Annotated in this window: 24 protein-coding genes; 2 read left to right on the forward strand and 22 right to left on the reverse strand. The window is 61.2% G+C overall.

From position 1 onward, the window contains the following. Window positions 1-34 precede the first annotated feature (34 nt). The 6 genes from HPT29_RS28020 to HPT29_RS28045 form a co-directional block, all read right to left on the reverse strand. Window positions 35-490, reverse strand: coding sequence for a carboxymuconolactone decarboxylase family protein (locus HPT29_RS28020; RefSeq protein WP_173949717.1), 456 nt, complete (start codon window positions 488-490; stop codon window positions 35-37). A gap of 11 nt (window positions 491-501) precedes the next feature. Then, the gene (locus tag HPT29_RS28025) at window positions 502-948 is read right to left on the reverse strand and encodes a cupin domain-containing protein (protein WP_173949716.1); all 447 of its coding nucleotides are present in this window, start codon (window positions 946-948) and stop codon (window positions 502-504) included. Between the two features lie 392 nt (window positions 949-1,340). Further along, window positions 1,341-1,721, reverse strand: a complete 381-nt coding sequence (locus HPT29_RS28030) for a hypothetical protein (protein ID WP_173949715.1) — start codon at window positions 1,719-1,721, stop codon at window positions 1,341-1,343. A 69-nt stretch (window positions 1,722-1,790) separates the two neighbouring features. After that, window positions 1,791-2,999 (reverse strand): NAD(P)/FAD-dependent oxidoreductase, encoded by a 1,209-nt coding sequence (locus tag HPT29_RS28035; RefSeq protein WP_173949714.1) that lies wholly within the window; start codon window positions 2,997-2,999, stop codon window positions 1,791-1,793. A 131-nt stretch (window positions 3,000-3,130) separates the two neighbouring features. Further along, window positions 3,131-3,670, reverse strand: coding sequence for an RrF2 family transcriptional regulator (locus HPT29_RS28040; protein WP_173949713.1), 540 nt, complete (start codon window positions 3,668-3,670; stop codon window positions 3,131-3,133). A 200-nt stretch (window positions 3,671-3,870) separates the two neighbouring features. Next, window positions 3,871-4,134: a hypothetical protein gene (locus HPT29_RS28045; RefSeq protein WP_173949712.1), complete on the reverse strand. Its 264-nt coding sequence runs from the start codon at window positions 4,132-4,134 to the stop codon at window positions 3,871-3,873. A gap of 371 nt (window positions 4,135-4,505) precedes the next feature. On the opposite strand from HPT29_RS28045, the gene HPT29_RS28050 reads away from it, so the two are divergent. Continuing rightward, complete coding sequence (locus tag HPT29_RS28050) at window positions 4,506-5,150, forward strand: glutathione S-transferase family protein (protein WP_173949711.1); 645 nt, start codon at window positions 4,506-4,508, stop codon at window positions 5,148-5,150. A gap of 116 nt (window positions 5,151-5,266) precedes the next feature. Here the strand turns inward: HPT29_RS28050 and HPT29_RS28055 are convergent. The 13 genes from HPT29_RS28055 to HPT29_RS28115 form a co-directional block, all read right to left on the reverse strand. Next, a protein-coding gene (locus tag HPT29_RS28055) for an IS630 family transposase (protein ID WP_173949710.1) occupies window positions 5,267-6,224 on the reverse strand; the annotation gives its coding sequence in 2 pieces (ribosomal slippage) (window positions 5,267-5,872 and window positions 5,874-6,224; 957 coding nt in all). A 148-nt stretch (window positions 6,225-6,372) separates the two neighbouring features. Further along, a complete protein-coding gene (locus HPT29_RS28060) occupies window positions 6,373-8,028 on the reverse strand; it encodes an acetolactate synthase large subunit (RefSeq protein ID WP_173949709.1) in 1,656 nt (551 codons plus the stop codon). 148 nt (window positions 8,029-8,176) lie between these two features. Next, on the reverse strand, window positions 8,177-9,166 hold the full coding sequence (gene pdhA, locus HPT29_RS28065; protein ID WP_173949708.1) for a pyruvate dehydrogenase (acetyl-transferring) E1 component subunit alpha: 990 nt from the start codon (window positions 9,164-9,166) through the stop codon (window positions 8,177-8,179). A gap of 30 nt (window positions 9,167-9,196) precedes the next feature. Beyond that, window positions 9,197-10,492: an NADH-quinone oxidoreductase subunit NuoF gene (gene nuoF, locus HPT29_RS28070; protein WP_173949707.1), complete on the reverse strand. Its 1,296-nt coding sequence runs from the start codon at window positions 10,490-10,492 to the stop codon at window positions 9,197-9,199. 21 nt (window positions 10,493-10,513) lie between these two features. Then, on the reverse strand, window positions 10,514-11,449 hold the full coding sequence (locus tag HPT29_RS28075) for an NADP-dependent oxidoreductase (RefSeq protein WP_173949828.1): 936 nt from the start codon (window positions 11,447-11,449) through the stop codon (window positions 10,514-10,516). A gap of 536 nt (window positions 11,450-11,985) precedes the next feature. After that, the gene (msrA, locus tag HPT29_RS28080) at window positions 11,986-12,501 is read right to left on the reverse strand and encodes a peptide-methionine (S)-S-oxide reductase MsrA (RefSeq protein ID WP_173949706.1); all 516 of its coding nucleotides are present in this window, start codon (window positions 12,499-12,501) and stop codon (window positions 11,986-11,988) included. Further along, entirely contained in the window at window positions 12,498-12,956 is a 459-nt protein-coding gene (gene msrB / locus HPT29_RS28085; protein ID WP_173949705.1) for a peptide-methionine (R)-S-oxide reductase MsrB, read from the reverse strand. Before msrB ends, msrA begins: the two co-directional genes overlap by 4 nt. A 46-nt stretch (window positions 12,957-13,002) precedes the next feature. Further along, window positions 13,003-13,158 carry a DUF1127 domain-containing protein gene (locus HPT29_RS28090; RefSeq protein ID WP_173949704.1) on the reverse strand — a complete coding sequence of 52 codons (156 nt, stop codon included), beginning with the start codon at window positions 13,156-13,158 and terminating at the stop codon, window positions 13,003-13,005. 134 nt (window positions 13,159-13,292) lie between these two features. Continuing rightward, window positions 13,293-13,829, reverse strand: a complete 537-nt coding sequence (locus HPT29_RS28095) for a YkgB family protein (protein ID WP_173949703.1) — start codon at window positions 13,827-13,829, stop codon at window positions 13,293-13,295. 408 nt (window positions 13,830-14,237) lie between these two features. Then, window positions 14,238-15,866, reverse strand: coding sequence for an NADP-dependent glyceraldehyde-3-phosphate dehydrogenase (locus tag HPT29_RS28100; RefSeq protein ID WP_173949702.1), 1,629 nt, complete (start codon window positions 15,864-15,866; stop codon window positions 14,238-14,240). A gap of 527 nt (window positions 15,867-16,393) precedes the next feature. Further along, a complete protein-coding gene (locus HPT29_RS28105) occupies window positions 16,394-16,783 on the reverse strand; it encodes a hypothetical protein (RefSeq protein ID WP_173949701.1) in 390 nt (129 codons plus the stop codon). Between the two features lie 23 nt (window positions 16,784-16,806). Continuing rightward, window positions 16,807-17,268 carry a DNA-binding transcriptional response regulator gene (locus tag HPT29_RS28110; protein WP_173949700.1) on the reverse strand — a complete coding sequence of 154 codons (462 nt, stop codon included), beginning with the start codon at window positions 17,266-17,268 and terminating at the stop codon, window positions 16,807-16,809. A gap of 13 nt (window positions 17,269-17,281) precedes the next feature. Beyond that, window positions 17,282-17,905, reverse strand: a complete 624-nt coding sequence (locus HPT29_RS28115) for a transglutaminase-like cysteine peptidase (RefSeq protein WP_259061097.1) — start codon at window positions 17,903-17,905, stop codon at window positions 17,282-17,284. Window positions 17,906-18,214: 309 nt separating this feature from the next. Here HPT29_RS28115 and HPT29_RS28120 point away from each other — a divergent pair, with 309 nt between their 5' ends. Further along, window positions 18,215-18,802 (forward strand): TetR/AcrR family transcriptional regulator, encoded by a 588-nt coding sequence (locus HPT29_RS28120; RefSeq protein WP_173949699.1) that lies wholly within the window; start codon window positions 18,215-18,217, stop codon window positions 18,800-18,802. A gap of 34 nt (window positions 18,803-18,836) precedes the next feature. Here the strand turns inward: HPT29_RS28120 and HPT29_RS28125 are convergent, their stop codons facing one another. The 3 genes from HPT29_RS28125 to HPT29_RS28140 form a co-directional block, all read right to left on the reverse strand. Continuing rightward, the gene (locus HPT29_RS28125) at window positions 18,837-19,556 is read right to left on the reverse strand and encodes a hypothetical protein (RefSeq protein ID WP_173949698.1); all 720 of its coding nucleotides are present in this window, start codon (window positions 19,554-19,556) and stop codon (window positions 18,837-18,839) included. Window positions 19,557-19,564: 8 nt separating this feature from the next. Next, window positions 19,565-19,903, reverse strand: coding sequence for a DUF1476 domain-containing protein (locus HPT29_RS28130; RefSeq protein ID WP_173949697.1), 339 nt, complete (start codon window positions 19,901-19,903; stop codon window positions 19,565-19,567). A 372-nt stretch (window positions 19,904-20,275) separates the two neighbouring features. Continuing rightward, window positions 20,276-21,655 (reverse strand): FAD-containing oxidoreductase, encoded by a 1,380-nt coding sequence (locus HPT29_RS28140; RefSeq protein WP_173949696.1) that lies wholly within the window; start codon window positions 21,653-21,655, stop codon window positions 20,276-20,278. Between the last annotated feature and the right edge of the window lie 56 nt (window positions 21,656-21,711).

A 21,711-nucleotide genomic window follows, 5' to 3' on the forward strand; every position in this document is an offset into this window, starting at 1 on the left:
TGTCTATGTCACATTCAAAAGGAACTGGCTGTGATCAGTGACTTGCCGCAGCCAGCGGTACGGCGCGGAAACTGATCGCGAGGCGATTGAAGGCATTCATTAAGCCGATCGCGATGGTCAGGTCGGCGAGTTCCTTCTCCGAGAACGTGGCGCGAGCTTCGGTATAGGCCTCCTCGGGAACATGCGTTTCGCTGACCCGCGTGACCACTTCGGCCCACTTCAGCGCCGCGCGTTCGCGATCGCTGAACAGGGTTCCGCCTTCGTCCCACGATTGGACAAGCACGAGCTTCTCGACTGGCACTTCGGCCTTGAGCAGGTCGCGGCTGTGCATGTCGATGCAGTAGGCACAGCCGTTGATCTGCGAAGTCCGGAGATAGACCAGTTCGATCAGGGACGCCGGTAATCCGCTCTGGGCGACGTAACTGTAGACGGAACCAAGAGCCTTCATGCCGCCGGGAGACGCGGCCGAATAATTCATGCGCTGGGACATCGCAGCAATCCTTATTGATGTTCCGGGACGGTCAGGACGTCTCCGTTATCAGCAATGATGACGGCAAGTAATTTTGCCGGTTCGGTGGCACTGGCGTTCTCGCTGATCTTGTGATGCGAGCCAGGGTTTTCGTACCAGCCTTCGCCAGCCCGGTAGACTTTCGCGGGTTCATCGCCGACCTGGCTGCGAATGGCACCGGAGAGCACATGCGCATAGATGAAGGCCGACTTGGCATGGATGTGGGATACCGACTTCCCTCCGGGAGCGTAGCTCACCTCAAGGGCCGTTAGGGTCTTGCCCGCGATGTTCGGAACAAGACGCTCGAAGACAGTCGCCACCGTTTCACCGACGGCGATGGCTGGGCCACCGGATTTTTCCGGCTCGTGGGCTACGACAGCTGTGCTTGCCACGGCCATTGCGATGCTGGCGGCGAAACGCGAGATCTTGATCATCCTCATCTGCATATCCTCATGTTGGGATCAGGAATGCAGCGATCGTGCCTGTGGTGAGGGCTCGACAACAGGCCCAAGAACCAGCAACCGGCCTGTACCATCGAACCGCCCTTATCGGGCCGACCCCGACATCAAGGTGCTTAACGGCGATGTGGTGCTTATAGGACTGATGAGATGGCCGGGCGGGCATTTCAAGATCAGCAAGTTAGAAAGTCCCAGCACAAGCAGCTCGACGATGTCGAGGGTTTGGTGGGTGTAGGTGGCCTGACTTGGATAACCGCCTGGTAGTCTTTTGATTGTGGGGCATTGATTTGCGCTATTGCATTGCTGCGCTCCTTTAGGAGCACAGCACCCGCGGCACGTTGTCCGGTCGGATTCGTTCCCGTCCGGATAACGGTTCAACCCCGGCTCTTCTCGACGGCCAGTCGTACAAGCGAGATGCAGAAGAGTGCGGTGCCGACGAGCCAAACAATCGCGGCTACGACGGCTGGAACCGGTTGCCCGTGGACGATCAGCACGTAGATCCCTGCCGGGAACATAAGGCCACTCGGCGCGGAAATCAGGAAATGGGCTTTCGCCAGTCTGCTTTCCGCCAGAACCGGATAGGCGCGATACGTGAGGCCAAAGAGCGCCGTCGAGGCCCATCCAACCAGATTCAGGTGAGAGTGCAGGTGACCGAGCGAGAAATCCTGTGCAAATCCCATTCCCAGACCAAGGGAGACACTGAGGACCAGACACAGGCTTGCCAGTGTCAGAAAGTAAACGTCGATGTTTCGCATAATATATCCGTCTCTCCGCCTTGACCGAGCAGCAGCCCGGCCAAGGCACCAGTGGTGTCTACGTTGGGGTCAGGGGACGATCACGAAGTCCGGGTTGGCGACCACAAAGGCTGCGTTGCGATCAGCCGGAGGCGGGTAGATCCACGTCGTGTTGATCGCTTGCTTGAGAGCCTTGCCGGCGTCTCGCGTCAGATGCACCTGGCGGTCCCAACCCTCAGTGTAGACAGCCCCCCAGGGACCAATATCGAGGCAGGTGACGTATTTCGGCTGGCTGTACGGATGCAACGGCAATCCAACCAGTTCCGCGGCGGCGTTATGACCGGCAACCCGTCCAAGGCTTTGTGCGTGCTGGCACGACATCAGCGTCGTGTTGCCAAGACCGTCTGTTGCCGCTTGAACGACGTCTCCCGTGACGAAGATGTCGTCCACCTCTGTGGCATGGAGGAAAGCATCGCCGATCACCCTGCCGAAGCGGTCGCGCTCGCCTGGAATTTGGCCTGCAAGCGGGTTGGCACGGGCCCCGGCGGTCCAGATGACGGTGTGCGTCTGAATGCGCTGCCCGGATGAGAGGGTAACACTGTCCGCGGAAACGATGTTAACCGCAGCGCCGGTGATGATCTCGACTCCGCACTCGGCCAGAGCCTGTTCGATGACCGGGCGTGGAACCGGGCCAAGGTCAGGACCGATGTGCGGTGCCTGTTCAACGACGACCACCCGGATGTCAGCATCGTGGCCCAAAACCTTGCGCAGGCGCTCCGGCATCTCGGCAACGGTTTCGATCCCCGTAAAGCCGCCTCCGGCGACGACAACTGTGTTGCGTGCGGCGGTCTCAGGACGGTTCGCAAGGGATTTCAGGTGAATGTCGAGCCTATGAGCGCCCTCCAACTGATCGACATTGAACGTATGCTCCGCCAGTCCTGGCACCGGCGGCTGAAAGAGGCAGCTGCCGGCGGCCAGTACGAACTTGTCGTAGGGCAGGTGTAACTGCGTACCGTCGTTCTTGCCGATTTCGATGAGGCGGGCGTCGGCATCGATCGTCTGCACCAACCCTGCGATATGGCTAACACCCACAGCTTCGAACAATGGAGCGAGATCCGGGTTCATGTTCTCGAGAACCGCTTCATAGAGACGGGGCCGGATCGTCAGGCTAGCCATGGGTGACACGACAATCACCTCGATGTCCGCCTCCTTGCCCGCAAGCGACACCGCCCGAGCGGCGGAGACGGCGGCCCACATGCCGGCAAAGCCCGAGCCGGCGATCACAATTTTCTTGGTCATAATAATTCTCTGTCTCGGCCGGACGTGTGAAGCCATTCCGTCAAGGTGAGGCCCGACGGGTTCTCGGCAGGTCCGGCAAGGTGCCGAGAAATTCTAAATGTTTGAGGTGAGGGCGGCTGACCCCCGCGAGATCAACTTGGCGGCTCTTTGGATCGGGGGGTGCGGCCTGGCCGACGGGCGTCTAGACGCTCCGACATCCAGTCTTGAACCTGGCCGAGAAAATCTGATGGGGCTTTGCGTCCGAGCGCCGCGTGCACATCGGCCAGCGATTGGGAAGCCAGCGTGTCTCGCATCGCCTTCTCAGCCTGGAGCATGACGGCGTGGACGGCACACACACCGTTGCTCGACCATGCCGGCGGCTTGCCCTTGAACAAGGCGCAACGGCCCCGGATCTGCTGACAATCGAAGAGCGGCTTCTCCCCTTCGATCGCGTCGACGATCTCTAGGAAGGTGATGTCCTTGGCTGGACGTGCGAGGCGGTAGCCGCCCCGAACGCCTTCGCTGGCCGTGACGATCCAAGCCCTTTCGAGCTTGGGAAAGATCTTGGCGAGGAAGCCGGGCGAGATACCCTGCAACTCGGCCAGGTCCCGGCTGCTGAGGGCTGCATCAGAGTCGACAAGCCATAGAAGGCAATGGATGCCATACTCAACGCTGACGGTCAGGTGTGCCATAATTTCGGTATGTTGCGTCTGCCAATAATCGGACTGCGATAAACACAGACCATAATAGTCAGCGTTTATCGACGCAAGTGCGAAAACGCATACTGTCTTTGTCTGAATTGATCTGCCACTGCGTACGATCCGGGTCAGCCCTGGCGGTTCGCTCACGTGCCCGTGTGATTTAACAGATGCTGCTTCCCGTATGACATGCCTCAGTAACCAGCAGATCGGCGAGCAGGCCGCGACGCCGTGTATCCGGTTGCGAGCTGCCGCATCCGGTTTTCAGCCTGATGCAGTGCCTCGAAAACCTGCTTGTTGGCGCGACCTTCAGCAATGGCACGCTCCCAGCGGCCATCACGCATCATCGCCTCGACCTCGCGATTGACCTGGTCGCGATCTGTACCACCGCCCATCTCCGCCAAGGCCATGCCGGGAAGGACAAGAAGGGGCAGGGTCAAAAGACGTTTTCTCAACATGGCGCTCTCCATAAAGCCGGCGCATGGCCGATGCCCGAGGGCTGGGTGCAATCGGCGAGTGCCGATCGAGCCTGAGGCGATCTTGCAGCCGCCCTGAGCCACAAAACAGGACCAAGACCGACCGAAAAGACTGCACCATTGGCGTTGATCCCCTCCCCCGTCGGCGCTGAGGAGAACTTTCAGAGTCACGGGCAGCTTCGGGGACGGTCACATCATCCCAACTGGCCACGGCAATGGCCGCGTTGCGATCCAACGCACGCGGGTTAGATCCAGTAGACTCATGCCCGGAGCCGCTATAGAAACCCGGCGCAATCAGGATCTCACCTATATCCAGGGCGATCCGATACCCAAGACTTGGTTGGGAGGCACGCATGCTTAAGATATTCGGCGCGGTCGGATCAGGCTCCGTGCCGATCGAGGCCATGCTGACTTTGCTTGGAGTTCCTTACGAAGTGATTGAGGCGGTCACTTGGGAGGACGAAGCGGCGCGTGAGCGGGTCGAGACAGCCAATCCGTTGGGTCAAGTCCCGACACTGGTGCTGCCATCCGGCGAGGTCATAACTGAAAGCGCTGCGATCCTGATCTATTTGGCTGATCTCCATCCACAGGCACGACTGGCGCCAGGGCTCAACGACCCCAATCGCGCACAATACCTCCGCTGGATGACCTATGTGTCGGCGGCCATCTACGCATTTGCCTGGATCAAAGACGACCCTATGCGCATCACTGCCAGCGACAAACTCGCGCCGGAGATCATTGATCGCATTCATGACCGGATCGCCGACTGCTGGCACATGATGGACGATCAGATCACACCGGGCCGCTACATCCTCGGCGACGAACTCTCCGTGTTGGATCTGTATGTCACGGTGATCTCGCGCTTCGCTCCCTGGCGCTCGCGCTTTTACAAGAGTGCACCGAAGATGGCCGAAATCGTCCGCCAGGTCGATACGGATCCCCGTCTCAACGAATTTTGGGCGAAGCGATTTCCATTTGATGAGGGGTGGGAGCGGTAAGCGTTACATCGCGAGCCATGCTTAAGAACCGATGGCGGCGATAAATGCACATCGCCGCCGCAGCTCCACGTGGGTGTGAGTTCACCGCGTGGCCACTCAACTAGAGCATCGGACGGTTACACGGACGCATACCCGGCGGCCTTGAGATAGTTCCAACACTCTTGCGGCTCGAAGAGATCGCAGATGCCTCCGAGGGCTCGCCAAAGCACCTCAAAGGTTCGGGCCTCGGCCTTGCGCAAGTGTGCTTTGATCTTGGCGAAGGCCTGCTCGATCGGGTTCATGTCCGGACTGTACGGCGGCAGGAACAGGAACCAGGCCCCTCGTTGCTTCAGGCATTGGGCGGCCTTCTCGCTCTTGTGAACCGCGAGGTTGTCGAGGATCACGACATCTCCGTCTCTGAGCGTCGGCGCCAGTTGCGTCTCGATGTAGGTGTCAAACGCCGTGCGGGTGATCGGGCCATCGATCACCCAGGGCGCGCTCAGCTCATGGCAGCGCAGGCCCGCGATGAAAGTATGCGTCTTCCAATGGCCGAAGGGAGCGCCGGCGCGTAACCGTTCTCCCTTGCGCGAGCGTCCGCGCAGGCGCGTCATCTTAGTGTTGACGTAAGTCTCATCGAGAAACACCAGCCGGTGCGGCTCTTGGCGCATGCGCGGCTGGCGGTGGCCTGCCCAGACCCTGCGCTCCTCACGTATGTCGGCGCGTGCGCACTCCGCCGCCATCAGCTGTTTTTTTATAGGTGAAGCCACGCCGGCACAGGAAGCGCGAGAGCATCGCGGGAGCCGCCACCACCCCGTGCTCGTCCAGCAGCCTTGCGGCGAGCTCGGGCATGGTGATGGCCGGCTCGGCCTCGACGGTCTGGATCAGAAAGCTCTCATAGGCCACCAGCTTGCCGCCTCCCGGCGGGCGGCCCTGACGGGCTGGCGCGAGTGAGCCGGAGTGCCGCTTGCGCTGCATCAGCCTGATGGCGCAGCTGTCACTGACCCCAAAGTGGCGGGCCGCCGCCCGGCAGGAATGGCCCGCCTCGACAAAGGCCGCCACCCTCACGCGCAGATCCAAGGAGAAGCTCTGGGTCATGATCCACCTCCTGTCCTCAGAAGGGAATCACACTTCAGCCCAGACCGAAACCTCTTGAATCTGCCTTCCAGTCCGATGCTCTAACGCGTCCGTCAACGGCTTGCCGCCTTCGCGGGCGATCGGTGCCCGATCAAAGGACTGGACGACTTCAATCGTTGGAGCCTCCACTCAGAGCCTGGTCACGCAGCTCCTCGACAAGGACCCGTATGTTTTCCGAGTAATCCACCGGCACGGCGACAACGTGAATGCCTCCGCCAGCAAAGGCGGCCTCCAGCGTCGACACGAGATCATCGGGGCTCTCTACCCGGCTGCCCTTGGCGCCATAGGCCTTGGCGTAGGTCACGAAGTCGGGATTGCCGAAGGTCAGGCCAAAGTCGGAATACCCGTCCACGGCCTGCTTCCAGCGGATCATTCCATAGGCGTTGTCCTGCAGGATCAGCACCACCAGGTTGAGCCCGAGACGCACCGCCGTTTCCAGCTCCTGCGAGTTCATCAAGAACCCGCCGTCGCCACAGATCGCGAGGACGCGGCGGTCGGGGTAGAGCAGGGCTGCCATCATGGCAGAGGGCAGGCCCGCGCCCATGGTGGCGAGCGCGTTGTCGAGCAGAAGGGTATTGGCGACCCGGGTGCGATAGTTGCGGGCGAACCAGATCTTGTACATGCCGTTGTCGAGGCACACGATGCCGTCCTCCGGCATCACTTGGCGCACGTCATGCACGATGCGTTGTGGGGTCAGGGGATAGCGGCTCTCCTCCGCCCGATCGGCGATCCTGGCCAGGATCTCCTCACGCAGGCCAAGCAGCGCGCCCGCATTGGGCAGCTTGCCTTCAAGGCGGTCGGCCAGCAGCCTGAGGCTCGGACCGACATCACCCACCACCTCGGCATGCGGGAAAAAGACCTCCTCGACCGTTGCCGGCAAATAGCCCACATGCAGAACGGTCGGCCCCTTCGGTCCCATCAGGAATGGCGGCTTTTCGACCGTGTCGTGACCGATCGCGACGATCAGATCGGCGCGGTCGATCGCCCGGTGGACATAGTCGCGTTCCGACAGGGCCGCAGTGCCCAGGTACAGACCGGACCCGCCGGACACGGATCCCTTGCCCATTTGCGTGTTGAAGAACGGGATCTGCAGGCGCCGCACGAAGTCCGACAGCGCCTCCGCCAGGCGCGGGCGGCTCGCGGCCGCGCCGAGCATGACCAGCGGCCGCTCGGCCTTGAGGATCAGTTCGGCGGCCCGATCCAGGGCCTCCGCCGGAGCAACAGGCGGATCGATCGGGTGAGGGGGCACCAGTAGCGCAGTCGCCACAGCGGCTTCGGCAGCAATGTCCTCCGGCAGCTCGAGAAGCACCGGCCCTGGCCGCTCCTGCTGGGCCACCCGGAACGCCTCGCGCACAATCGTGGGAATCGAGGCAGAGCTGACGATCTGGCGCGCGAATTTGGTCAGCGGCGTCATGGTCGCGACCATGTCCACGATCTGAAAGCGAGCCTGCTTGCGGCTCAGGATGCCCTTCTGACCCGTGATCATGACCATCGGCATGGCGCCGAGCAGGGCATAGGCCGCGCCGGTGGTGAGGTTGAGCGCACCCGGACCAAGCGTCGACAGGCAGACGCCCGGTCGGCCGGTTAGCCGGCCATGCGTCGCCGCCATGAATGCGGCCGCCTGCTCGTGGCGAGTCAGCACCAGTTGGATCGAGGATTGCCGCAGCGCCTCAACCACGTCGAGGTTCTCTTCTCCGGGCACCCCGAAGATCTGCTGCACACCTTCGTTCTCCAAAGCGGATACAAGCAGTTCCGCGCCGTTCATGGGACACTCCTCAAGCTGACACGATGGCGTCAGTGTATCAGACGGCCGACATACCCGCTCAACGCCGCCCCAGCCCCGGTCATCAAAAGGAGACCAATCAGATGCAAATAGAGTCAATATCACACGGCTCAACCCACTCCCAGGATGATCAATTCAGGATATCGGTGTAGAGTTCGGCTGTGTCGGGCTCTGGATCGTTGGTGGCGAACTCGGCCGCCTCGTTGACGATCTCGCGGATTTGGCTGTCAATGACCTTCACGTCGTCTTCCGACAGCTTCCAGCGTGTTAAAAGGCGCTGGCGGACCTGCTCGATCGGATCACGCTGCTCGCGTATCTGATCCACCTCGTCCCTCGTGCGGTACTTCCCCGGATCCGACATTGAGTGGCCACGATAGCGGTAGGACAACATTTCGAGGATGTAGGGACCCTGGCCGGAGCGGGCATGCTCAATGGCACGTTGGCCGGCGGCGTAAACAGCCCGGACGTCCATGCCGTCTACCTGCTCGCCGGGGATGCCGAAGGATACACCACGCTTCGAATAATCGGTCTGCGCCGAGGCACGGCTCATCTCCGTGCCCATGGCGTATCGGTTGTTCTCGATCACGTAGACGACCGGCAATTTCCAGACCGCCGCCATGTTGAAGCTCTCGGAGACTTGGCCCTGGTTGGCCGCACCCTCGCCGAAATAAGTCAGGCAGACATTGCCGTTCTCGCGGTAATGGTTCGCGAACGCAATGCCGGTGCCGAGCGACACCTGGGAGCCGACGATGCCGTGGCCGCCGTAAAAATGCTTCTCCTTGGAGAACATGTGCATGGAGCCGCCCTTGCCTTTCGACAGGCCGCCGCGGCGCCCCGTCAGTTCGGCCATGACGCCCTTCGGATCCATGCCGCAGGCCAGCATGTGGCCGTGATCCCGATACCCGGTGATCATCTGGTCGCCCTCTTTCGACGCCATCTGCATGCCGACAACAATGGCTTCCTGGCCGATATAGAGGTGGCAGAAGCCGCGGATCAGGCCCATGCCGTACATTTGGCCGGTCTTCTCCTCGAAGCGCCGGATCAGCAGCATCTCGCGATAGGCATGCGCCTCCTGATCCTTGGTAAACTTCTGCTGATCCTTAGTAGCTCTCGGTGCCATGATGGTCTCCCGGTGTCTGGTGGCAGCCAATCACTCCGCTGCTAAAGCTGGCTGGTGCTCACGCTGATACAACGCAATCCGCTCAAGCATCATTGGGCGAAAGTGGCGGATGAGCCCTTGCACCGGCCAGGCCGCAGCGTCGCCAAACGCACAAATCGTATGGCCTTCCATCTGTTTGGTCACTTCCTCCAGCAGATCGATCTCGTGTGGATCGGCTCGGCCCTCCACCATCCGGTACATGACCCTCGTGATCCACCCTGTCCCTTCCCGGCAGGGGGTGCATTGGCCGCAGCTTTCGTGCTTGAAGAACGCGCTCAATCGGGCGATGGCCGCAATCAGGTCCGTCGACTTATCCATGACAACGACAGCGGCGGTACCCAAACCGCTCTTGACATCTCGCAGGGCGTCGAAGTCCATCAGCAGCGTATCGCAAATGCTCTTTGGCAACAGCGGCATCGAGCCACCGCCGGGGATAACGGCAAGCAGGTTATCCCATCCTCCACGGACTCCGCCGGCATAGGTGTCGATCAGCTCGCGTAAGGGAATGCTCATGGCTTCCTCGACGTTGCATGGCCTGTTCACATGACCGGAGATCGAGTAGATCTTGGTCCCGACGTTGTTCGGTCGCCCGATGCCAGCGAACCAGGCGGCACCCCGGCGCAGGATGGTCGGTACGACGGCAATGGTCTCAACGTTGTTCACCGTGGTCGGACAGCCGTACAGACCGATCGCTGCGGGGAACGGTGGCTTCATCCGTGGCATCGCCTTCTTGCCTTCGAGGCTCTCGAGCAAACCTGTCTCTTCTCCGGCGATGTAGGCGCCGGCACCGCGGTGCAGGTAAAGATCGAAGTCCCACCCGGACCCGCAGGCGTTTCGGCCGATCAGGCCGGCCTCGTAAGCCTCGTCAATGGCCTGCTGCAGATGACGGGCCTCATCAACGAACTCGCCTCGAATATAGATGTAACAGGCATGCGCGCCGATGGCGAAGGACGCGAGCAGACAGCCTTCCACCAGTTTATGGGGATCGCCGCGCATGATCTCCCGGTCTTTGCAGGTGCCTGGCTCGGACTCGTCGGCGTTGACGACCAGATAGCTCGGCAGCCGATCGGATGATTTCGGCATGAAGGACCATTTCAGTCCGGTGGCAAAACCTGCGCCTCCGCGCCCGCGGAGCCCAGACGCCTTGGTCTCATTGATGATCCAGTCCCTTCCGCGAGCGAGCAGAAGCGACGTGCCATCCCAATCTCCCCGCATCTGCGCACCAGAAAGCCGCCAGTCGTAGAATCCATAGAGGTTGGTGAAGATGCGGTCCCTGTCGCTAAGCATGGCCAGTTCTCCTTGTCTCGTTCACCTGGCGTCCACGGCGAGAACAATTTTTCCTTTCGGGCGAGGCTGAACGTCCTCCAGCATGCGGTGGGCCTCCCGAGCGTCAGCGAGGGAGATGACAGCACCCACCCGGGTCCGCAGTTCGCCGCTGTCGATGAGGCTTGCAATCTCCGCCAAGTCGTGGCTTGTCACTCTGACCAGGAAGAAAGTGGCATCGACACCGTAGCTCCTTGCGAGGTCCTGATCCGGCTGAGCGACGGCCGAGATCAACTTGCCGCCGCGACGCAGGACCTGGAAGGAGCGCTGCTGCGTCTCGCCTCCGACCAGATCGAGCACAGCATCGACATCCCGGATCTCCTCTTCGAAGCGCTGGGTCTTGAAGTCCACCACCGTGTCTGCACCGAGCTCGCGCACGAAGGCAATGTCGTCAGTCGCGACGGTCACGATGGTCCGAATGCCGGCTCGGCGGGCCATCTGCACTGCGTAGGCCCCCACGTTGCCCGCTGCGCCATGGATAAGCACAGTCTGACCAGCTTTGAGCAGCGCCTGTTCGAACAGACCCTGCCAAGCGGTCACGGCAATGACCGGAACGGACGCTGCTTCGACGTGATCGATGGAAACCGGCTTCGGTGCAATCATTGTCGCCGACGCCAATGCATACTCGGCATAGGCCCCGATAAAGCGCGGGTTCGTGACACCGTAAACCGGATCTCCAACGCTCAGGCCCAGAACCTGCGGCCCGATCGCCTGGATCTCGCCAGAGAGGTCTGAACCTAAGGTGAGGGGAAGGGGTTGGGGCAGGGCGCTTTTACCAGCCCTGATCCAACCGTCCCACGGGCCAACCCCGGCAGCGTGCACTTTGACAAGAACCTCGCCGCGGTCAGGACGGGGAACCGGAACATGCTCGAACTGCATAGCGTCCGGAGAGCCGAACTCGTGCACACGCCAAGCCATCATGCGGGACATGATAGCCGATCCTTATTTCTGCTCCGGGTGGCCAGTGTTTCGCCACGATCACCGAACACCGCGAGCAGCTTCACCGTCCCTCCCGGCCCCTGGGCGGACGCGCTCGTGCTCGCAAGTGCGACTGCAATGCCAGCTGCACCGAAAGCGCGTGAGAAACTGATGATCCTCATCGTCGTGCCCTCATGCTGCGATTGGGAGACGGCGATCTTGCGGCCGGCGCGGACTGCAAGACAGGCCCAAGAACCCACAAACTGGCTGTACCATCGACAGGGCAGGGGGCATGCCTCGACTCCCTCAGGTGCAACAGTCCCCGGTGCTGGATGTCATTATGATCGGGTTGCCGAGCGATGCCTAAGCCGCGAGTATCTCAATATTGCGGTCGTTCATCCAATCTTGCGAAAATCCTCCTTGTCGAATGCATTCTGGCGCTCGGATTGACAGAACCGTCGAAGTGAAATGGCCCGGAGGAATCCGGGCCATCTTTGCAAGGTCACCTTGTTCTGGGTCAGCGGCCGATAGCAGCGGCTCTAGGCGGCGTTGCTGCGACGCGGCAGCTTCCAGCCGGGGCGGACAAAGTGGCAGGTGTAGCCACCCGGATAGCGCTCGAGATAGTCCTGATGCTCGGGCTCGGCTTCCCAGAAGTCCCCGGCCGGCGCAAGTTCCGTGACGACCTTACCCGGCCAGAGGCCCGAGGCGTCGACATCGGCGATCGTGTCCTCGGCTACCTGTCGCTGCTCGTCCGAGGTGTAGAAAATTGCCGAGCGGTAGCTCAGGCCGAGGTCATTCCCCTGCCGGTTTTTCGTGCTGGGATCGTGAATCTGGAAGAAGAATTCCAGCAGGTCGCGGAAACTCGTCTTCTCGGGATCGAAGATGATCTCGATCGCCTCCGCGTGCGTGCCATGGTTGCGGTACGTCGCGTTCGGCACTTCTCCACCAGAATAGCCAACACGAGTGGAGACCACGCCGGGGAGGCGCCGGATGAGATCCTGCATGCCCCAGAAGCAGCCTCCAGCCAAGACGGCCCGCTCAGTTGCGCCAGTCATACTGTTTCTCCTTTCTCTGCAAAGAGCTTGCGAAACTCGCCGTAGCCCTCACTCTCCAAGTCATCGAAGTGAATGAACCTTAGCGAGGCCGAGTTGATGCAGTAGCGCAATCCGCCAGCGTCAGATGGTCCATCGGGAAACACGTGTCCCAGATGGCTGTCGCCGTGGGCGGAGCGCACCTCGGTTCGCACCATACCATGGCTTGTATCGCGGATATCGATAACGTTGTTGGCATCGATCGGCTTGACGAAGCTGGGCCAGCCGCTGCCGCTGTCGTATTTGTCGAACGAGGCGAACAGCGGCTCGCCCGACACGACGTCAACGTAGAGCCCGGGCTCCTTGTTGTCCCAATACGCGTTGGCGAAGGGCCTCTCGGTCCCGTCCTTCTGTGTCACCCGGTACTGCTCTGGGGTTAGCCGGGACACGGCCTCGGGGTTCTTGTGATAGGTTTTCATCTGACATTCTCCTTCCGTGATTTGGAAAGGTGATCCAGGAGGCGGCTTACGAGGCCGCACTCTGACGCGCGATGCCATCGATATCGTTACGGGAGATGCCGATATCGTCGAGCTCCCGATCTGAGAGTTGCATCAGCTCACGGATGACCTGGCGATAATGCAAATAGGCACTGATCTTAGCCATGATGAAGGCGATAAACATGTGAAACTCCTGATGTTGGCCGACTCATACCGTCGGCGTAAGGGTGGCAGGTGCCGCCCTCTCCCCGGTGGCCCGCAATCGACGGGCCTTCGAGGGGAGGGCGAAGCCTAGTGGAGGCTCCGCCCCGCCATCGGTCAGGCAGCGCGGGCCGCACGCAGGCGCGAAAGCGAGTCAACGGCGATCGCGAGGGACACAGCGAGCAAGCCTATGTCCTTGAGCAGGAACTGACCGGGTGCGACGGAGATCGCCGGGTAACCAACCTCCGGCAGAAACACGCCCGGCGTGGTTGCCATAAAGCTGAGGGTGGTCACAAACAGACCTGCCGAGAGCACACCGCCGATGAGGGAATACACGGGTCCAATGAGCCGGGCGGCAATCAGGGCGCCGATGCTGAGCTCGAGGACACCGAGGAGGCTCGAGAAGCCTCGCACGCCAAAGATCGGATAGACCCAGCTCAACAGCGAACTGTTGCCAACGAGGCCAGTCAGGCCTTCCGCCTCGTAGGCAGTGAACTTCATGCCACCGAACCAGGCATAGATCACGACCAGCGAGGCATAGAGGCCCGCTGTTGTGACCGTCCGGCCATGGCGGTCGACCAGATCAAACAGAAAAGCTGCGGGAGCCTGAGGGCCCGGATACGCCGCGATGTTGGGACTAGAAACACGAGACATTGCTTTCTCCTGGGTTTCCGCGGCGGCCCTTCGGCCGGTTGCGGGGTAAACGATACTGATCTGTATCGATAACGACTGAGATATACCGATCTGTATCACTCGGCAAGCATTGTCCGTGAAACGAAGGGCTTCTGGCTCACGCGAGGTGCCAAATGGCACACGATCCCCATGTGACCCTGTCTGAGCTGTTACTGGGACTGCATGCCAAAGAGGATCAAAGGCGCCGTCTTCGTTAGCGTCCTTCAGCGGTCAGAACTGTCGTGGGTGGGTATGATACGCGCATGAAGCGGCTCCGGATGAGGCACTAAATGATACAATTCAGTATCGCTCAGTGCCTCCCTGGCTATGCCGATTGCAACCGGGAAGGGGCGCCGGCGCACCTACAACCGGTCGAGCGTCCTCCGACGGTCAGAAGATAAAGCGGGTGTTGATGAAGTTGGATGTCTGCTGAGTGACAATGGCCTCAAGCAGGCTCTTGTTCGCTTCCGTTTCCTTGGTGGCGACCATCGAGCGGATCGAGAACGAGCGGAGGGCGTCGGTCACCGACAGGGTGCCCTCCGCCGAGTCCTTGCGGCCGGTGAAGGGAAACACATCAGGGCCGCGCTGACACTGGCAGTTGATGTTGACCCGGCACACCTGGTTGACGAGCGGATCGACGAGCTGGCCGATTTGGTCCGGGCTTGAGCCGAAGATGCTCACCTGCTGCCCGTGCTCGGACGTGGTCACGTACTCGAGCGCCATTTCGAGATCCTCGAACGGCATCACCGGGACAACAGGCCCGAATTGTTCCTCCCGGTAGAGCCTCATTCCATCCTCGACAGGGTAGACAACCGCCGGGTAGAACAGGGTGCCGGCCACACTGCCGCCATCCTGGTTGACGACCCGAGCGCCCTTGGCCTTGGCGTCCTCCACCAGAGCCGTCATGTGATCGGTCTTGCCAGCTTCAGGAAGCGGGGTGATGTTGACACCCGCCTCCCAAGGCATGCCGACCTTGAGCTTGGCCACCTCCTCGCTGAACCGGCGCAGGAACGGTTCCACGATGGACTGATGCACGATCAGCATCTTCAGCGCCGTGCAGCGCTGGCCGTTGAACGTGAGGGACCCGATCAGGCACTCTCTGACGGCAAGCTCGAGGTCGGCATCCGGCAGGATGATGGCGGCATTCTTGGCGTCGAGCCCGAGAATGGCCCGCAGGCGGTTGGTCTTTGGATGCAGCTTCTTGAGATGGTCAGCGACCTTGCTCGAGCCGATCAGGGCCAGCACGTTCAATTGGCCAGTGTCGAGCAGACGGGGCACAACTACCGAGCCGCGCCCGTAGACCATGTTGATCACGCCCCTTGGGAAGGAGTTTAGAAAGGCCTCCAGCAGCGGGTAGAACAACAGGGCGCCGAACCGTGGTGGCTTGAATACCACCGTGTTGCCCATGACGAGCGCCGGGATCAGGGTCGCGAACGTCTCGTTCAGGGGATAGTTGTACGGCCCCATGCAGAGAACGACTCCGAGCGGGGTGCGCCGGATCTGGCCGATGGTGCCTTCGACGATCATGAACCGGGAGTTGCTGTTGTCGAGTTCCTTCAGGGCGGTGAGCGTCGCCCGGATGTAGTCGACGGTGCGCTCGAATTCCTTCTCGGAATCCGCCTTCGGCTTGCCGATCTCCCACATGATCAGATTCACGACCTCCTGGCGGCAGTCGATCATCCGGCGTGTGAAGTCCTGCAGGCAGGCTATGCGCTCGGCGACCGTCATGGTGGGCCACCGGCCGCGGCCGCCGTCGTACGCGTCCACGGCGGCCTTGAGCGCCTCTTCCGCCTCTTTCTCTGCTCCGGAGGGAACGCTCCCGAGTTCGATCTGCTGCAGTCGGCCGTCCGCGGCACGCAGGCAGACCGGCGACCGCACCGTATCGACAGCTCCGTCCCAGGCCTTCAGTTCGCCATCGACGAGATAGGTCCGTTGGTGAATGGCAGCGGGAGGTCGGTGTTCCGCTGGGATATGGCCGTCCTGGGGGAAGAGCAGCCTCAAGGCATCGAAGCTGGCCATGTCACACCTCCCTTGTGGCCCACCAACCTAGGCGGTCAGCCGGGCAGATCTGTGGCTTGCTCGCCATCGAACCGGTTCGTATCGCTGGGATCCAGTCTCGGATTGCTGGATTTTGCTCGGAATTGCGACAATCGGATCATCTCGACGGGCTTTTTCCAGCATATGGCTGAGATGTTCGATAGCCTCCCTGGGTGTACACAGCCGGTGCTCCTGCAGGCTTTGACACCCTCCCCGTGAGCTGACGGCGATCCTTTAGGATCGCCGTTTTTTCCCCAACAGAGCCGGTCCCCGATGTGATGAAACGGCCTGGCAGCTTCGCCGTTCTCATCCGAACCATTCTCGGAACAGCCCTGAGCTGTGGCCGGGATTGCGGCAACCGCTGATTTACAGAAACAAGGGCAGATATAGCGCGCCAATGACGAGTGTCAGCGTGAGCACCGCGGTGACAGAGGCCCAGAAGGAGCATTGCTCGTTGCTTCGGTCCATGACTTCGTCCTCATTGATCCACGCCGGCACGGCCGTTCGATTTAGGTTGCGGGTCCGCGCGGAGACGGGGCATTCCAGTGACCGGCGTCATGCGTCGCGCTCACGATCATCTCGACTGCCGCTGCCAATTCATCCTCGTCGAAGTCGTGGAACCCCAGGCTGTCGACTGAGCTCTGCGTTGGGGCGTCGATGACCTCGATCCAGAATGGCGGCAGGCCCGGGCTGGCCGATGCCGGGTGAAGTTCGGCCAGGTGGACTTCAAGCGAGCCAAGCCGCAGCACCGCAATGGCTCGCGAACTGTTTCTGTCAACCGCCTGAAACACGAGCCGAACATAGGCTTGGATGATGCGCCGCTCGATTTCGGCAGCACAAAGGTCGCTTAAGAAAGGATAGTCGGCACACGCTTGTTCTATGATTGCTTTGGTGTACATGATCGATATCTCCAGGTGCCGGGTTACGGCTGGCAATTGGCTCCAGGCGAAAGCATCGGGTACGCTGCACGACGCCGTGGATCGGAATTCGCGACAGCGGCGGAGCGTGTGGGTTCGGGTGTGTTGGACACGGTTCGGATGGCATCCAGGACGACTGCTAGCGAGGGCTCCTTCAGAACCACGTGACCCTGCCCGGAGACGCGCTCGACCGACGCGGCAATCACCGCGGCTCGATGCGGAGGCCTGTCAAGGAACTCATCGGCCAGGATCCATCCGTCCATCAGGTCCTGCAGATCAGCCCGGACGTAGAACCAGTCGATTGGCCGATCCCGGTCACGCAGCATAGAAAAAGCGCTTCGGGCGGAGGAGACGAGCACCACCTCGAACCCGCTTGACCGCAGGTGCTGCCCGAGACTCTCCCGAAAGGTCGTGTTGGTGTCAGCGATCAGAATGCGTGCGCGGTTTCCGTGAAGCGACCGTGGCATGAGAGCCTCCCCGTTATCGGCTGACAGTCGACGTGACGACGGCTTGATTGCTCAGCCAGACCCACGCGCGGGTCCGGTCACCTTCGCTCTTGATGTACACGTACCCGGTCTGATGCCACGGCAGGACGGCGTCCCGCTTGTTGTCGAGGATGAAGTCGCCGTGATCGGTCCGGACAGCCATGACGGCATGGCCTGCACCGAGTTCGTCGAGCACCACAACCATGCGAAGGGCCCGCCGCGGCAAGCCGGCTTCGACCAGCATGCGCCGCTTGAGGATCTGGTAGTCCTCGCAATCACCATAGCCATCGTCCGGATAGTCCCAGCGGTCGATCACGCCCCAGTGGGTGATGTCTTCCTGCGGCGACACGGCCGCGTTGACTTGCTTGTTGATCGCCACGATCAAGGCCCAGGCACGCTCGTCGAGCTTGATTGTGGCAGGCTCGGAGGGGTCGATCGCACATTCGACCGGGCTCCGCTCGCAAAACTCGCTCCAGGCGTCTGTCGGCTGAGCGCTTGCGCCTGCTGAGGGGATCCAGGCTCCTTCAAACTGACGGGGCTCGCCTGCATTGACGCGCGGGATCCCGACAAGGGCAAACAACAGGAGGAGGCCGATCACTATGGATCGAAAGGTCCACACCAAGCCTCCTCGGGCGGTCTTCTTCTCAGCAACATGGTAACAGGAGCACTGCCGTTTGATAGTCCAGGGCATCATCGCCCCTCCTGATCTCACTGGATCGGCAGGCCGTCCCACCAATCCCAAACGATACCAATCCGTATCGGACGCACTGGATTTATACAGATCTGTATCGTTTTGCAAGGCGGCTCTGGACGCCGCTGTGCGAAGACGCACGTTTGGGGAGCATTTGGAGAGAAAACGCGTGCTTGCTTTCGAGCACCGTTGGCCCTAATGTAAAAATACAGATCTGTATTGTCGTGGGAGGGTGTAATGCGTCGTTCAGAAATTCGTGATCATCTGCTCGAGACCGCGTTGCGGCTGTTCAACCAGCATGGCTACCACGCGACAGGTATTGACCTGATCATCGCCGAGGCCGGGGTCGCTAAGACGACGCTCTACCGGCATTTCGAAACCAAAGAGGATCTCATTCTGGCCGTTCTCGAGCGTAGGGACGAGCAGGAGCGGGACGCCATGCGGGCGTTTGTCGAGCAGCGCGCGAAGGATCCGGTCGAGCGCCTGCTGGCAACCTTCGACTTTCTTGAATCCTGGTTTCGGGACGAGCATTTCCGCGGCTGCATCTTCATGAGCGCCGCAGGGGAGCATAAGGACACCGTCAACCCTGTGTTCCGGACCGCCGTGCTGCACAAGCGCCTGACGCTGGCATACTTTGAGGAACTCGCCCATGCAGCGCGGTTTGCAGAGCCGAAGCGGATTGCGGCCGAAACGAACCTGCTACATGAGGGTGCGATTGCCGTTGCACAGATGACCCGCAGTGTCGAGCCCGCCCGGCAGGCCAAGCGGATGGCGTCCCAGTTGCTCACAACGGAGGAGCGGACTGCGTTGGCTCCAATATCCTAGTCTAGGTCCCGGTATCCGATCCGCCCAAGGACTTTCAAGTCACCTCATAGTCACTGAGATCGATTGACACGAGTGTGCGTGAGTGGTCTGGCTGGCGGTTCGCGAGACGCGGGTGAGCGCGCCTTCGGTTCGGGAACATAAATCCCCCGAAATCCCTGACATCGTACACGTACTGTGCCGCGAGGAAGCCGCCGGAAACGTCCACTTGGTAATCGTGGCGGCGGAGTAGAAAGTCCGGCCCGAAATAGAAGTCCTGTTCACGGCAATGGCTGGCGATCTCGGCGGGAAACGTCGCACGCAGAACCCGCCAAGACTCATCTTTCTCCTGCCAGGGCTCGACTTCCTCAACCTCAAAGCCGGGCATCGCCAGCAGGAAGGGAGTTGTGAGATACGTCCACAGGGCATAACCGTTGAAGTAGGCCAGGTGTAACGGATCCCACGGGGTCTCGAGCCCATGACCTGAAAAGGCCGACCTTGGGTCGTTTCTCTCAGCGACAATCGAGTTGTCGCTGGCTTCAATCACGACCCGGTCGGGGGCGAATGTCATTTGCCAGTCCGGATCGCCAAATGGCGCAAGAGTTGCCCATTCCCGTTGTATTCCAACTTTTGTTCGGCGCCGGATGTCGTCGGTGAAGATCCCCTTTGTTGCCCAGAAGTCGCCCCCGGTCACAACGGTTGCACTCACCTCGTGAGAGCTGTTCCACCGGTCCACACCGCCATGTGCGGCGAGGACGCGCTCAAGCAAGTCGTGCATGGCATCCCTCATGATGTTGATGGATTGGCAGATGGCCTGTCGAACTCATTGTGGGCCTGAACACGCAACTCCTCCAGTTTTGCGCGAAGAGCCGCCTCACTAACTCTGATGCCGGCGGTCCGCATATCGTGGCGGACTTTCTGGAGAATATCGCGATCACCTGGCTCCTCCAGATCAGCGTCCACCACACTCGCTATGTAGTGGAGGAGCTCGCAGTCCAGCTTGCCGAGTTGCTCGCCCGCCCAGAAACTGAAGAGTCGGTTTCGCCGGAGGATGACCTTGTATCGGTGAACCCTCTCGGGATCGAACGCGAAGATGTCATTGGTTTGGTCATCGATAATCATCATGAAGTTCGACCCACTCTCTGAGACACGGCGCGATCTTGCCGCCGGAGTGGGTCACGAAACAGATCCAAGAATCGTCGAAAGGACTGCACTGTCACTGAGCAAGCATCATGTTGGCTACCTGGCTGTTCCGCCGACAGTCTCGGTCGGGTGCTGCATATCAAGCGGGACAGGGCCTCTTTCACCGGCGCCTCGCTCCAGCCTTCCTGCAATCTCCGCCACATGCCGCCCTTGGAACCGAGCTCCGCGACCCGCTTGCTGGCGGCATCTGCGCCAACGACGGAGAGGACGCCCTCCGCGATGGCCTGCGCCATCTGCTCGATGTGACCATAGGACGAGTAGTAGACGACCAAGACCCTAGCCAAGAGAGCCCCCCTAGTTAACGGGTTGGAGATCTCCAAGCAGGGTAGGGATCAGCTCGGAGACGGTCGGGTGGACAGGCACGGCCCATTGCAAGGTCGGGTAGGCGGCTCGGGCATTCATCATATTGAGGATGCCATGGATGACCTCATCGCCGGTCACGCCGAGCACGGCAGCGCCGAGGATCTGCTTGCTGTCGGCATCGGCGACGATCTTGATGAAGCCCTTGGTCTCACCGCGTTCAATCGCCCGGCCAACCCGCGTCATCGGGCGCTTGGACACCAGGATCTTCCGGCCTGACTTGAGCGCTTCGGTCTCGGTCAGGCCGACACGTCCGAGCGGTGGGTCGATGTAGAGGGCATAGCCGAGAAGTCGCTCGCTGACGCGGCGCGAGTCACCGTCGAGAAGATTGGCTGCGGCGATTTCATAATCGTTATAGGCGGTGTGGGTAAACGCCCCGCGGCCGTTGCAGTCGCCCAAAGCCCAGATGCCGGCTACGTTCGTCGCAAGAGTATCGTCTACCGCAATGTAGCCGCGGGCATCGACTGCGACCCCAGCCTGGTCGAGGCCGAGATCGTCCGTGTTGGGCCGGCGGCCGACCGCCAGCAGCACATGCGATCCGACCACCATCGGTGCTCCAGAGGTGCAATCGACGTCGACCGCCACACCGTCCGCATGCGGCTTGAACCCGATGCACATGGCGCTGGGGCGGACTGTGATCCCCTCATCGGTGAGGATCTCACGAACCGCCTCGGATACGTCCTCGTCTTCGCGGGCAATTAGCCGCGGCGCCATCTCGACCACCGTGACCTCCGCGCCGAAACGGCGATACATCTGGGCGAACTCGAGCCCGATATAGCTGCCGCCGATGACGATCAGGTGCCGCGGGACCGTGTCGAGCTTGAGGATCGAGGTGTTGGTGAGATAGTCGACCGTGTCGACACCTGGCATGTCGGGCACGTTCGCGCGGCCGCCAACGTTGATGAAGATGCGGGGCGCGGTCAGCAGGCTCTCGCCCACCTGGACGACATCCGGCCCCTTGAACCGGGCGTGCCCCTTGATGACCGTCAGGCCATCCATGCCGCGCAGCCACTTTTCGACGTTCGTGCGGGCATTCGTCGAGACGGTATCGGCTCGGGCCTTGACCCGTTGCATGTCGATGCCGATCGGACCCTCGCTGGCAATCCCATACTCAGCGCCTCGGCGGGCGAGATGGGCCGCGTAGGCGCTGGCGACCAGCGTTTTGGTCGGCATGCAGCCCGTGTTGACGCAGGTGCCGCCGAACAGATGACGCTCGATGAGGGCGACCTGCATCCCGGCGGCGGTCAGCCGCCCGGCCAGGGACGGGCCCGCCTGTCCGGCCCCGATGACGATGGCGTCGAAGGTCTGGGTCATGGTGCGGGCTCCACGATAAGTGCGGGCCAAGGATCAGGATGATGTTCCAACGAAAG

It is taken from the genome of Microvirga terrae (assembly GCF_013307435.2).
In the GTDB taxonomy this organism is placed as follows: domain Bacteria; phylum Pseudomonadota; class Alphaproteobacteria; order Rhizobiales; family Beijerinckiaceae; genus Microvirga; species Microvirga terrae.